This window comes from Bradyrhizobium sp. CCBAU 45321, from assembly GCF_028128975.1.
Taxonomy (GTDB): Bacteria; Pseudomonadota; Alphaproteobacteria; order Rhizobiales; family Xanthobacteraceae; genus Bradyrhizobium; species Bradyrhizobium yuanmingense.
In genome coordinates this window covers 342,799-355,675 of the sequence record NZ_LFKZ01000128.1, presented here as the reverse complement: position 1 = coordinate 355,675, position 12,877 = coordinate 342,799, and the positions used below count along the sequence as shown (strand labels likewise).

The window sequence follows — 12,877 nt, the reverse complement described above, 5'->3', positions numbered from 1 at the left end:
CACACATCGGTGCGCGCAGTTCTCTTTCTTCCAACCGATTGCTCCGATTGCTCCGAATTTTGGGGCATGACGGGCGATGTTTTGGGCTTGTAGAGTGCTGCGCGATGCGGCCGGCGCGCGGCCGCGACTTGCATGGGGAAGTGACGATGCAGCGCCGCTACATCACCGTCGACGTGTTCACCGACCGCGCCTTCGGCGGCAACCAGCTCGCCGTGGTGCTCGATGCCGGCGGGCTCACGACCACGCAGATGCAGGCGGTCGCCACCGAGTTCAATTATTCCGAGACCACTTTCGTGCTGCCGCCGCGCGACAGGGCCAACGACGCCGAGGTGCGCATCTTCACGCCGGTGCAGGAGATCGCCTTTGCAGGCCATCCCAATGTCGGCACCGCCTTCGTGCTGGCCTCGATGGCGAAGGAGCCGAAGCCACGCCTGCTGTTCGAGGAAAAGGCCGGGTTGGTCCCGGTCGAGATCGTGCGAGAGCAGGGCAGGGTGATCAGAACCGAGCTCACCGCGCCGCAGCCGCTGCAGCGGCTCTCAACGCTGTCAACAGCGGAAGCCGCGAGCTGCATCTCGCTCGTTGCCGACGACATCAGGGCCGACAATCACGAGCCGCAGATTGTCACCGTCGGAAACGCGTTTCTGGTGATGGAGCTGCATTCGCGTGAGGCGCTGAAGCGGGCCCGGCCCGATGCTGCGGCCTTTGGCAAGGTCTTGCCGCGCGATGGTGCCCGCGCGGTGTGGTTCTATACGCGCGATGTGCCGGCGGCGGAGGCGCCTTGCGAGCGACAGGCGCGCATGTTCATGCGCGGTGCCAGCGGCCTCGTCGAGGATCCCGCCACCGGCAGCGCCACGGTTGCCGCCGCCGCGCTGTTCGCCGATCTCGATCCCACGCGCGACGGCGAGCTGAAGCTGACCGTCGGCCAGGGTTTTGACATGGGTCGTCCAAGCATCCTCTCGACCCGCGTGCGCAAGCAGGACGGCAAGATCGTCTCCGCCCACGTCGGCGGCGCTTGCGTGCAGATGATGGAGGGGACGTTCCGGCTGGCGGGGGAGGGGTAGGTCAATCTATCCGTCATTCCAGGGCGCGACGAAGTCGCGAACCGGAATGACGGCGACAACTACACCTGCCGCCCCGCCAAATTCTTCACCGCAACGCCATCGCGCTCCTCGATGATCTCCGCGATCATCTGGCGGTGGCAGTGGGTGTGGTCGCGCTCGTAGCACAGCAGGCACACCGGGCCGGCCTTTTTCACCAGCGCAGAAAGCTCGTCCATCTCTTCTTTCGCCTGCGGCGTCTTCAGGTGCTTTGAGAATATCTTCTCCAGCACGTCGTATTGACCGCTGCGGGCGGCGAGCCGGCCTTCCTTCGGCGTGCCGAGCGCGGCGAGATGGACATAGCCGATGCCGCGCTCGTCGAGGGCCGCCGAAAGCTGCTTCTTGGAAAAGCCTGGCCGGCGCGACGAGGTCACCGCGCGCACGTCGACCACGAGCTTGACGCCGGCCTGTTCCAGCTCGTCGAGCACGGCCTTCGGCGGCGTCTGCTCATAGCCGATGGTGAACAGCTTCTTCGCCTTTGCCATGGGTACCTCAGGCCACCGCATGAGAGCTCGTCATGCCCGGGCTTGTCCCGGGCATCCACGTTCTTCGTGCCGTGCAGCAGATCGTGGATGGCCGGGACAAGCCCGGCCATGACGCGTGGAGGCTTTGGTGTTCCGGACTGCAAGCGGAAGGGACGATAGTCACCTCAACTCACCCGTGCGATCAGTTCCATGGCGCCGTGCGGTGCGCGCACCTTGCCCTCGTGGATGACATAGGCGAACACGTCGCGCGGCTCCTTCTTCGGCTTGGCCTTGTCAACCTTCGGGAGATCGTCGGGTTCACCGCCCGAAGCCCAGTCCTGGAAACGCTCGGCCCAGGCGTCGAGCTGCTTCGGCGGATAGCAGGTCTTGATCTCGTCATTGCCCTTCTGCAGCCGCGCATAGACGAAATCGCCGGCGACATCTGCGATGGCGGGATATTTGCCGTGCTCGGCGAAAACCACGGGCGTCTCGAACTCGCGGATCAGCGACACGAAGTCCGGCGTGCAGAAGCTGTCATGGCGCACTTCCACGACATGGCGCAGCGCGCGTCCCTCGAGCTTGCGCGGCAACAGCTCCAGGAACTTGCCGAAATCGGCAGCATCGAACTTCTTCGTCGGCGCAAACTGCCACAGCACCGGCCCGAGATGATCGCCGAGTTCCAGCACGCCGGAATCGTAGAACCGCTTGATGGAATCGCCGGCCTCCGCGAGCACGCGGCGGTTGGTCGCAAAGCGCGGTCCTTTCACCGAGAACACGAAACCGTCAGGCACCTCGCTCGCCCATTTGCGAAAGCTCTCCGGCTTCTGCGAGCCGTAATAGGTGCCGTTGATTTCGATCGAGGTCAGCTTCGAGGCGGCATAGGACAGCTCCTTCGCCTGCGCGAGCTTCTCCGGATAGAACACGCCGCGCCAGGGCTCGAAGGTCCAGCCGCCGATTCCGATGAAGATGTTGCCGGATTTTTTGGACGCAGTTTTTGCTTTGGCCACGGGAGTATCTCGCATCGACGGGGAGGGATCTCATCCTAATCAAACCAGATGTGATTGGCCAGTTGGCCGGTCCGGTCTAAGCTCGCGACGGGCCCGCGAAGAAGGAGAACAAGATGCGGATGCTGCTGGTGGGGGTCGCGCTCGTCATGATGACATCTGCTGCCATGACAAGTTCTGCCGTGGCGGATGACGACGACACGAAGGGCGCGCAGAAACTCGCCCAGCAGGGCCGCGACGGCTACTGGCATTGCCTCGCGCGGGAATATTCGCGCGAGTCCAATCAGGGCCTGTCGGAGCAGGATTTCGGCCGCTCGGTTGCGGGCGCCTGTCCGTCGGAGCGGCAATATTACCGGGTCACGCTGCTCGATTATCTCACCACGCAATATCCTGATATCGATGCCGGCGCCCATCTCGCCACCGCGAATAGAGCGGTGGAGGCGGCGCAGAAGGACATCGTGATGGCCTTCGTCAAGCACCGGCCGCCCCAGAAGTAGGGGAGTGGCGAATGGCGAATAGCGAATAGGGCGACAAGGCAGGCCATGCTCATTCGCCACTCGCCATTCGCTATTCGCCCTGGGCCTTCCAGTCGCGCGCTCATCCATGGTATCAGTGAGCCCGTCTGGAGCAGGAACTTGCATGTCGTCTGAGTCGGTGGGTGGCATTCTGGGGGCGATCGTCGCGGCGGTCGTCCTTGCGGTTGCCGTCGTGTTCGGGCCGATCGGCCAGTACGGCAAGCCGCCCAAGCCGGCGAAGGCCGAGCCGGCTCCTGCGGCGGCGCCCGCAGCCCCGGTCGCGCCCGCGCCGCGCGGGCCGGTCATCCGGGAAGTGCCCAACCAATAGGACATGAGAATCGGGCTTCCAACCCCCTTGCGGAACGCCTTTGCCATCCCCATCTAGCTTCTAACGGCGGCGTTGAGCGTAAAGACCTCCGTCGCTGGAACGACCTTGGAATAGCTTAAGGCTTGCGCCGGATGTACGCGCAGCCCGCCGTTCCGGGGTCGTTGGCATTTTAGGCCTCTTTTCGGCCATTCCCCAGAACCTCGGCTTGGCAGCGCAGGATGCGGCGGATATACGCTGCCGTCATGAACGAAGCGATCAGACCGGGCATCGACAACTGGGCTCAAGAGGGGCCGGAACTGTCGGTCATCGTCCCGACCTTCAACGAGCGCGACAACGTCACCGTGCTGTACCGGCGCCTCGAGGCGACGTTCGCCAACGTCGCCTGGGAGGTCGTGTTCGTCGACGACAATTCGCCCGACGGCACCTGGGATGTCGTGCGCGAGCTGGCGCAGCGCGACAGCCGCGTGCGCTGCGTCCGCCGCATCGGCCGCCGCGGCCTGTCGGGCGCCTGCATCGAGGGCATCCTTGCCTCCAGCGCGCCCTATGTGGCCGTGATCGATGCCGACCTCCAGCACGACGAGACGCAGCTGCCCAAGATGCTGCTCTTGCTCGCGAGCGATCAGGCCGACCTCGTCGTCGGCAGCCGCTACATCGAGGGCTACAAGAGCGAAGGCTTCAACAGGCAGCGCGCCGGCGCCAGCGCGCTCGCGACCGAGGTCGCCAAGAAGATGCTGCGGGTCGAGATTGCCGACCCCATGAGCGGCTTCTTCATGATCCGCCGCGACCGCTTCGAGCAGCTCGCGCCAAAACTCTCCGTGCACGGCTTCAAGATCCTGCTCGACATCGTCGCGACCGCGCATGGCAGCTTGCGGGCGGTCGAGATTCCCTACACCTTCGGCGCCCGCCAGCACGGCGAGAGCAAGCTCGATTCCATGGTCGCGCTCGACTTCCTCGGTCTCGTCTTCGCCAAGCTGACCAACGACGTCGTCTCGCTGCGCTTCATCCTGTTTGCGATGGTCGGCGGCATCGGCCTCGTTGTGCACCTGACCACGCTGTTCATCGCGCTTCGCCTGTTCAACGCGCCGTTCCCGGAGGCGCAGGCCGCCGGCGCCATCGTCGCCATGACCAGCAATTTCATCCTCAACAATTTCCTCACCTATCGCGACCAGCGGCTGAAGGGCTTTGCGCTGCTGCGCGGCCTGATCGCCTTCTACATCGTGTGCAGCGTCGGCCTGCTCGCCAATGTCGGCGTCGCCTTCTCGGTCTACGACCAGGAGCCGATCTGGTGGCTGGCCGGCCTGGCCGGCGCGTTGATGGGCGTGGTGTGGAACTACGCGATGTCCGGACTGTTCGTCTGGCGCAAGAAATAGCGCGTGATGGGCGGGGCCGATGCGCGGATCGTCCGCAACACCGCGCTGCTGATTGTCGCGCTGGTGGGATTGCGGCTCGTCGCAGCCGCCTTCACGCCGATCACGTTCGACGAAGCCTATTACTGGATGTGGTCGAAGAGCCTCGCCGGGGGCTATTACGACCACCCGCCCATGGTCGCCTATGTGATCCGCGCCGGCACCATGATCGCGGGCGATACCGAGCTCGGCGTCCGCCTCGTCTCGATCCTGTTGGCGCTGCCGATGAGCTATGCGGTCTATCGCTCGGCCGCGATCCTGTTCGGCGGCACACGCGTGGCCGCGACCAGCGCCATCCTCCTCAACGTGACACTGCTGGCCTCCGTCGGCACGCTGATCGTCACGCCCGATGCGCCGCTGCTGGTCGCCTCGAGCTTCGTGCTGTTCTTCCTCGCCAAGGTGCTGGAGACGGGACGGGGCGCCTGGTGGCTCGCGGTCGGCGCCGCAGTCGGCGCGGCGCTATTGTCGAAATACACCGCGATGTTCTTTGGCGCCGCGATCCTGATCTGGCTCGCTTGCGTGCCGAAGCTGCGGCGCTGGTTCCTCTCGCCCTGGCCCTATCTCGGCGGCCTCGTGGCGCTGGCACTGTTCTCGCCGGTGATCCTCTGGAATGCCGACCATCAATGGGTCTCGTTCGCAAAGCAGCTCGGGCGTGCCAAGATCGAGGACTTCCGCCCCGTCTTCATCGCCGAACTGATCCCGACCCAGATCGCGTTCGCAACGCCGCTGGTCTTCATCCTCGGTGCGATGGGCCTGCACGCGCTGACCTGGCAGCGCGCCGGCGCGCTCGCCTCGCGCGTGCTGATCGAGACGATGTTCTGGACCATCGTCGCCTATTTCGTCTGGCATTCGCTGCATGCCCGGGTCGAGGCCAACTGGTTCGCGCCGGTGTATCCGCCGTTCGTCATTGCCGCGGCCGCCGCTGCCAATCTTGCGCAATGGAAGCCGCGCCAACGGCGCCTCGTCGACTTCTGCTTGCGCTGGGCCGCGCCTGTGGGCATCGTGATGTTTGCAGCCTTGATCGTGCAGGCCAACACTGGCTGGCTTTCGGGCTACCGCCGTGACGCCACGGTCCGCAGCGTCGGTGTCGGCTGGCGCGAGCTCGCCTCGGAGATCGAAGCGGTGCGCGTGCGCGTGGGTGCGAGCTGCGTGCTTGCACAGGATTACGGCACCACGAGCTGGCTCGCCTTCTATCTGCCGCGCGGCACCTGCGTCGTGCAGCAAAGCCAGCGTATCCGCTGGGTCAACATGGCTGAGCCGGATCCCAAGCTGCTCGCGGGCAAGCTGCTCTATGTCGACGAGCTGCGCGCCGACGGTCATCCCGCCCTCAATGCTCTCTTTGCAAAGGTGACGCAGGTGGCGCAACTGCAGCGCAAGCGCGGGCCGCTCGTGGTCGAGACCTACGGCATCGACCTGCTGGAAGGCGCCAGAGGCGAAGTGCTGGACCGCTCGCCGCCACCGGAAGCGCGGTAGCGCCTTAGAGCGGAATGGCTTGAGGTCGAATCAATTGCCGCGCGCTCGGTGCAACCTCTCCCGCTTGCGGGAGAGGTCGCGCCCACCGGGTCGCGCCGTAGGCGCGCCCGATGACAGGCTCCGGCGCGGGTGAGGGTTTTCTCCTCTAGGGGATTGTCCCATTGCGGAAACACCCTCTCCCCAACCCTCTCCCGCAAGCGGGAGAGGGAGCGCACCTCCGTCTTTGCTACGATCGAGCATCACTTCATCGCGCTTTAGTCGATCATCTCGGCCTTGTCAGCATCCTGTCCCGGCCCGTCGCGATCGCGCCAGAACCAGACGGTTACGACGCCGGAACGGCCGCGGACCTGGGCGAGCAAGGGGCCGGACAGAACACCGTCGGGCGCGCCCTGGAAGTCGGCCGCATCCAGCAGCGTGTCGCTCAGCGCGAGGCGCGCATCGTTCTGGGCGGCAATCTCCATCAGCCGGCTTGCGACGTTGACGGTGTCGCCTGTCGCCGTGATGTGCTGATGGCTTTCGCCGAGTCGCGAGGCGACGATCGGGCCGCAATGTGCGCCGATCTTGTAGCCGAGTTGACCTGCGATCGCCGGCGGCAGCGAGGCGATCCAGCGTGCGAGGCCGCGATGCAGATCGACCGCGCATTTCAGCGCGCGCGCCGAATCGTCGGGCATCGCGCGCGGTAGCCCGAACAGGATCATGGCGCCGTCCCCGAGAAAGCCCGTGATCATGCCGCCGCAATCGATCGCGATCCGGTCGACCAGCGCATGAAACGCCTTCAGAATATCCGTGAGCTCGTCCGGATCGATCCGCTCGCTCAAACCGGTGAAACCGGAGAGATCGACGAACACCACGGCTGCATCCTGCCGCACCGGCTTCGACAGGAAGTTCGGATCTCGCGAGAGCCAATCCCGCAGCGCCGGAGCCTGGAATTGCGCAAGCGACCTGCTCTTAGCGGCGAAATATTGCGTGCGGCGGCCTCCGGCCCACAGCTGCACGCCGGCAAAGACCGCAACCGGCGGCACGGCGGCGGCGAGCGTGGTCGCGGCGTTCAGCCAGACGCCGTGCGTGAACGCGAACAGGTTGAGCCCGGCCCAGGCGATCATCACCGCGGCCGCCGCCATGGTGCCGAGCGCGATGCGCCGCCAGGCGAGCAGGCCGACCAGCAGCACCGGCAGCAGGATCGCCGTGAGCGCGTCGGCAATGCGGACCCGGTGGTCACGCAGGATGGCATCGCCGGCGACGAGATGCGTGATTGCGGTCGAGACCACCTCGACGCCGGGCATCAGGGAATCGAACGGCGTCGGATAGAAGTCGCCGCCGCCGGCGACGGAGGCGCCGATCACGACGATACGGTTCTCGATGGCCGCGCGATCGAGCGTGCCGTCGAAGATGCTCTGTGCGCTGACGGTGCGGATGGTGCGGCGCGGGCCGTAATAAGTGATCGGCAATGCCAGATTGCTGTCGGTCGGCACCACGCGATCCCCGAGCATGAGATGGCCTGGCGCGACGGTCAGCGGCTCGTCGAGCGCGCGGGCCGCGACGCGCAACGGAAACGACAGCTCGACCTTGTCGCGGGTCCGGAACAGCATCGGCACCGAGAGCGGCGAGCCTGATTGCCCGGTCGCGACATTGACGATGCCGACCTCGGCGTGCTCGGCGAATGCGGGCAATGGCTGCAGGAAACGCTCGGCCTCCGGCAGCACGGCGAGGGGACCTTCTCGGCTGGGTGCCACTGTTTCGCTGGCGGAGGGGAAGATCGCGGCGGCGGCGAGCACCATGGGACCGGTGGCCAATGTGTTGGCCAGCGTCGCATCGCCGATCGCGGCGCTGCGGTCGACCAGCAGCAGGTCGATCGCTACGACCTTCGGCTTGAACTGCACGATGGTGTCGACGACGCGGGCAAGATCGGCGCGCGGCAGTGGATAGGTGCCGCCGCGCTTCACGACGGTGTCGTCGATCGCAACGATGGTGACGAAATCCGGCGGACGCCGCACGCCGCGCGCCTGCGTCCGCCAATCCGTCAACGTGGCTTCGAGGCGGTCCAGGAAGCGCAGATGGCCGTCGGCGTGCATGGCATAGATGCCCGCGCCCCACAGTGCGGTGAGGACGAGTGCCACCAGGATCTGAACGCGTCGGCTGCGCATGCGGTCTTGCAATCGTATGATCCAAATCTCATGGGCCCGGCTTTGCCGGCCCGGGCTCATTGCCCGAGTCTGGCCATGAGCGCGTCAACGCGCGGCTGGCCCCAGGTCTTGACGGTCAACGGACCGGTTGGCTCGACATCGACGCCTTCTCCGGGGCCGAGCACGACGGCGCGTCCACGAGCCCTGCGGCTCACGCCAACCCGGCCGTCTGCGACGAACACGGAAGTCTTGGCGTCAGCGACATCGACCGCCCATTTCGTGCCGCGCACCGCGGCAATCGCTTGCGGCGTCAGCACCTTGAAGGGATTGCCGCGCGGCTTCTTGGGCACCTCGATCAGCAGCGCTTTGCTGCTCAACTCCACGGAGTCTATATGTCCGTCGCGGTTGGCGTCCTTAAGTTCAAATCTGGCGCCGTTTTCCGCAACGATGGTGATGCCGTTGTCGCAGCGCCAGGTCTGCGTCCCGGCAGCCGACGGCGATGCCGTGCAGCCCGCATTCGCCGCAGGCTGCGCAGTCGCAGATCCGATCAACAGAAACGACCCCGCCAGGGCGAAAAACCCTGCGCGCGCGATCCCTCTCATGCCAGCCTCCGTTTTGCGTGCTCGGCACAGCTCAGGGCAGGATGATACGGTACCGTATCACGCGCAGAGGCTGCTGAAAAGTGCCGAAGTGGGAGCTATTTTCTCGCGGCGGCGATGTCCAGAACCGCGACGATCAACTTTCAATCACGGCGCCGTGCCGCGTGAGGTCGCCCGGCGCCATAAGCATGCACCATTCCCGCGCGGCCGACGAGGCCAATCCGACGCATCGTCCACCAGCCTCGCGCAACGCTGGCACGTTACGTTCAGGGGCAGTTGAGGACCACGAAAATGACGTTCTCAAGTGCGTCATGGATGTGGCCGCAGACGTCCGCAGAGCGTGCTGAACCGGCCGAGAATTATAGTTAACAGACCCGACTAAGTCCGTAGTTCTGCGGGCTTTTTTCTCAAAACGGGACAGCATTAACGAGCTGCCGCAGATCCGCCCGAACTTAATCCGCATTTAACTAAAAGTCGCCTTAATGACGCTCCGACCCTCTGCGAGATGCTGTTCCCGGATCGTGACCAGCGGCACTTCGAAGGGGGACTGAGTGACACCGTCCTGGACGCAAGGCGAATGAGTACGAGTATCGCTGCGCAGAGTAACGCGGCACGGAAGTCCAAGAATTTCTCGAAGACCAATTCGCGGAAATCTTCCCGGAAAATGACCACGACCAATTGGCTTGGCGCCGCGGCGATCGGCTGTGCCGTGATGGGCGCCGGCTGGACTATCCACAGCAACATCTTCGGCGCGAGCGTCTATCCCTCGGTCGGCAGCGTCGGCTACGACGAGCCGGTGATCAAGCGCGCGCCCAGGGTGGTGCTGCGCGAGGCCGGCGAGGCCATCAAGGAAACCTTCGCGCTGCTGCCCGACCGCCTCCAGGTCGCAGCTCCGATCTCGCGCGAAATGTTCAACGAGCGCTTTGCGGCGGCCGCAACGCAGGGCGTGCCGTCGAATGCCACAAGCGCCGCACCCCCGGCGCAGGTCGTTGCGGTGGCCAAAGACGCCCCGAAGCAGGGCGTGATCGCGAAGGTCGCGGAGGCGCTGAAGCCGGCAGCCAAGGGCGCCGACAACGCCGCGGACAAGACCAAGCGCGCGCCGGCTGCCCAGCTGCAACTCGCCTCGGCCGACCCGGCCGAGATCGTGCCGGCGCCCGAAGCCAAGCAAAAATCCTTTGCCGATCGCGCCAAGGCCGCGGTGATGTCGATCACCGCTCCGCGCCAGGCAATGGTGGAAAAGCTGTGGGGCAAGCGCGAAGCGTCCGGCGGGCTGCTCGCCTACGCCTCGGCCGATGCCAGCATCACCGCGTCCATCGCCCCGAAGGAGCAGAACCCGATGTTCGGCGGCGCTCCGCCTTATGAGCGGGACACCGCGGTCTACGACATCACGGCCAAGATGGTGTATCTGCCCGACGGCACCAGGCTCGAGGCGCATTCCGGCCTTGGCGCCAACCGCGACGATCCGGACTCCCGCCGCCTGCGCATGCGCGGCGTGACGCCGCCGCACATCTATACGCTGAAGCCGCGCGAGGCGCTGTTCCACGGCGTGCCGGCGCTGCGCCTCACCCCGATCGGCGGCGAGAGCGCGATCTACGGCCGTGACGGCCTGCTCGCCCACACCTTCATGCTCGGGCCGGGCGGCGATTCCAACGGCTGCGTGTCGTTCAAGGATTACTACGCGTTCCTCGACGCCTACCGCAACAAGGGCATCCGCAAGCTCGCGGTGCTGGCGCGGGTGGAGTGAGGCGTAGCGTGGCCGCCGGTGCGGGCACAGCCAGCTATCGCTTGACGAAGGTGAAGCTGCACGGACGCTGTTCGTTGCGTTTGCCGCTGCCACGACTGCGCTCGAATTGCGCGTCGATCGTGTATGCGTAGGATGAGCCGGGGGCGACGTTGTTGATGGTGTAGGCGCTCGGACCGGTGAGGCCGCGTGCACTGAGCGTGCTCTTCCCATCAGCCGATATCTGACCGTCGATTTCGAGCGTACTGTTCGTACGCGGGTCCCGGTCCTCTGCATGAAATACGCCGTTCGCGACCGTGGCCGACAGCGCGCGGGTATAGCCCAATGCCTTGCCCGAGCTGGCGCAGTTCACGGTGACGTCCCACTTGCCATCGAACGTCTTGTTCTCGCCGCTCGTCGGCGCAAGTGCCACCTTTTGTTTCAGGCTTTCGATCCGCGCCCTGGCCAGATTGGCGAAGGTGCAATTCGGAAAACGTGCGAGGTGATCCTCAAAGGCGCCGACGGTGCCGATTCCATCGGCGGCCCTCCAATGTACTTCCGCGGATGCGCAAGGATCAGGCCGAGATGCACCTTGCGGAGCCGCAACCGTGACCGATACCGGTCCGTTCAGGTAGAACCTCCCGATGATCGACAGCGAAAGCTCCGGGAGCTGGGTCTTGCCGCTGCTCTCGTAGACGTCGCTGCTGATGTCGCGGAAGACATCGCCGATCTCCTGGGGCTGCTCGATGTGCTTGAGGAACGCGGTGGTATAGGGACTGTTGCGGCCGGTGCCATCGGCGGCCACCTGACCTGATTGCGTCGAGAACGACACGATCGTGCCGCGAGGAGCATCGACTTTCGACAGCCCCCGTCCGATCGAGGCGGCGCGCGTCGTGCCGGCGGAACGCTTGAGAGTTTCCGCCAGCGGATTGTCGCGGCAGGAATCCAGCACCAGGATGCGCAGGTTCTTGGCCTGCTGCAGATCGTTCACGATATCGTCGACCCGCACGAAGCGTTTGAGATCCGCCTCATCCGTGAGCACGGCATCGACGGGCATGAGGTAATTCACGCCGTTGTACTGCATCGCATGGCCGCTGTAGTAGAACATGGCAACATCTGCTCGGCTCGCCGCTCGCGCAAAGCGGATGGTCAGGTCCTGCATGTCGGCCTGGCGCAAATCGATGCCCTGGAGCACCTCGAAGCCGCTGCGCCTCAGCGAGGCAGCGACGTCCTCGGCATCATGCAGGGGGTTGGAAAGCTTCGCGGTCGAGACGTAGGCGCCGTTGCCGATGACCAGCGCGACCCGCGTGTCCGCCGATGCCGGAGCAAGGCCCAGCCAGCAGGCGAGGAGAGCGACGCAAGTCCGTGCCAGGCACATTCCGGAAGAAGCACGCATGAATGCCGTCCCAGGAAATATCGAAAAATATCCCTGAGATTAGCGCATGCCGCGCCGACATCAATGCTCTGCCTTGCCTGCGGCGCAGATCGCACCGCATCCCGTCACGCCGCGCTCGCCGCAACGGTCTTGCGCAGCGCCATCTCGGTCGCGATCGCGCGCCGGACCGCGGGGCGGGCCTGCATGCGTTCGAGATAGGCCGCGAGCGATGGCCATTGCGCGATGTCGATCCCTGCCGGACGGAGCAGCAGCAAGGTCCAGGTGAGATGGGCATCGGCCACGGTGAAGCCGTCGCCGACGAGGAATTCGCGGCCCGCCAGATGCGCTGCCGGCACCGACAAGGTCTGCATGATCCTCGCGCGCGGCTTGGCCAGCGAGCCGTCGTCCTTGTACCAGAAGGTCGGAAACAGGAACGCCTTGTGGATCTCGGCGCTGACGAAGCTCAGCCATTCCTGCAGGCGATAACGATCGAAGTCGCCGGGCCGCGGCGCAAGGCGTGCCTCCGGCTTCACATCGGCGATGTATTGCAGCACCGCTGCGCTTTCCGTCAGCCGCTCGCCGTTCTCCAGCACCAGGACCGGCACCGCGCCCTTCGGTGACACGCGGAGGAAATCGCCGCCATCGTCCACGAGCCGCTTGGTCCAGATATGGGCGAGGTGATACTGCGCCTCGATCCCGGCCTCCAGCAGCGCGATGCGGCTCGAGAGCGAGCAGGCCATCGGAAAGAAATAGAGCTGCAGCATCGGGACGGT

The 12,877-nt window shown here is 65.3% G+C and carries 12 protein-coding genes; 6 read left to right on the top strand and 6 right to left on the bottom strand.

Features of this window, described 5'->3' with window-relative positions; translation table 11 throughout:
• Positions 1-146: 146 nt before the first annotated feature.
• Positions 147-1,061, top strand: a complete 915-nt coding sequence (locus ACM43_RS29120; protein ID WP_271544830.1) for a PhzF family phenazine biosynthesis protein — start codon at positions 147-149, stop codon at positions 1,059-1,061.
• Positions 1,062-1,120: 59 nt separating this feature from the next.
• Here the strand turns inward: ACM43_RS29120 and ACM43_RS29115 are convergent, their stop codons facing one another.
• Together ACM43_RS29115 and ACM43_RS29110 are read right to left on the bottom strand one after the other, a co-directional pair.
• Positions 1,121-1,582 (bottom strand): DUF488 domain-containing protein, encoded by a 462-nt coding sequence (locus ACM43_RS29115; RefSeq protein WP_271544828.1) that lies wholly within the window; start codon positions 1,580-1,582, stop codon positions 1,121-1,123.
• A 164-nt stretch (positions 1,583-1,746) separates the two neighbouring features.
• Positions 1,747-2,583, bottom strand: coding sequence for a DUF72 domain-containing protein (locus ACM43_RS29110; RefSeq protein ID WP_271544826.1), 837 nt, complete (start codon positions 2,581-2,583; stop codon positions 1,747-1,749).
• 98 nt (positions 2,584-2,681) lie between these two features.
• Here ACM43_RS29110 and ACM43_RS29105 point away from each other — a divergent pair, with 98 nt between their 5' ends.
• The 4 genes from ACM43_RS29105 to ACM43_RS29090 all read left to right on the top strand — a co-directional run bounded on the left by ACM43_RS29105 (position 2,682) and on the right by ACM43_RS29090 (position 6,287).
• Positions 2,682-3,062, top strand: coding sequence for a hypothetical protein (locus tag ACM43_RS29105; protein ID WP_271544824.1), 381 nt, complete (start codon positions 2,682-2,684; stop codon positions 3,060-3,062).
• Between the two features lie 142 nt (positions 3,063-3,204).
• Entirely contained in the window at positions 3,205-3,408 is a 204-nt protein-coding gene (locus ACM43_RS29100; RefSeq protein ID WP_036043631.1) for a hypothetical protein, read from the top strand.
• Between the two features lie 242 nt (positions 3,409-3,650).
• Positions 3,651-4,778 (top strand): glycosyltransferase family 2 protein, encoded by a 1,128-nt coding sequence (locus tag ACM43_RS29095; protein WP_157280692.1) that lies wholly within the window; start codon positions 3,651-3,653, stop codon positions 4,776-4,778.
• Positions 4,779-4,784: 6 nt separating this feature from the next.
• On the top strand, positions 4,785-6,287 hold the full coding sequence (locus tag ACM43_RS29090) for a glycosyltransferase family 39 protein (RefSeq protein ID WP_271544821.1): 1,503 nt from the start codon (positions 4,785-4,787) through the stop codon (positions 6,285-6,287).
• A 254-nt stretch (positions 6,288-6,541) separates the two neighbouring features.
• Here the strand turns inward: ACM43_RS29090 and ACM43_RS29085 are convergent, their stop codons facing one another.
• Together ACM43_RS29085 and ACM43_RS29080 are read right to left on the bottom strand one after the other, a co-directional pair.
• Positions 6,542-8,431, bottom strand: a complete 1,890-nt coding sequence (locus tag ACM43_RS29085; protein ID WP_271544819.1) for a CHASE2 domain-containing protein — start codon at positions 8,429-8,431, stop codon at positions 6,542-6,544.
• Between the two features lie 56 nt (positions 8,432-8,487).
• On the bottom strand, positions 8,488-9,012 hold the full coding sequence (locus tag ACM43_RS29080) for a FecR domain-containing protein (RefSeq protein WP_271544817.1): 525 nt from the start codon (positions 9,010-9,012) through the stop codon (positions 8,488-8,490).
• A 661-nt stretch (positions 9,013-9,673) separates the two neighbouring features.
• Between ACM43_RS29080 and ACM43_RS29075 the strand changes: the two genes are divergently transcribed.
• Complete coding sequence (locus ACM43_RS29075) at positions 9,674-10,753, top strand: tlde1 domain-containing protein (RefSeq protein WP_225139793.1); 1,080 nt, start codon at positions 9,674-9,676, stop codon at positions 10,751-10,753.
• 34 nt (positions 10,754-10,787) lie between these two features.
• Here the strand turns inward: ACM43_RS29075 and ACM43_RS29070 are convergent, their stop codons facing one another.
• Both ACM43_RS29070 and ACM43_RS29065 read right to left on the bottom strand, forming a co-directional pair.
• Positions 10,788-12,125 carry a caspase family protein gene (locus ACM43_RS29070; RefSeq protein ID WP_271544813.1) on the bottom strand — a complete coding sequence of 446 codons (1,338 nt, stop codon included), beginning with the start codon at positions 12,123-12,125 and terminating at the stop codon, positions 10,788-10,790.
• A gap of 104 nt (positions 12,126-12,229) precedes the next feature.
• Positions 12,230-12,868, bottom strand: a complete 639-nt coding sequence (locus ACM43_RS29065; protein ID WP_271544811.1) for a glutathione binding-like protein — start codon at positions 12,866-12,868, stop codon at positions 12,230-12,232.
• Positions 12,869-12,877: the final 9 nt, after the last annotated feature.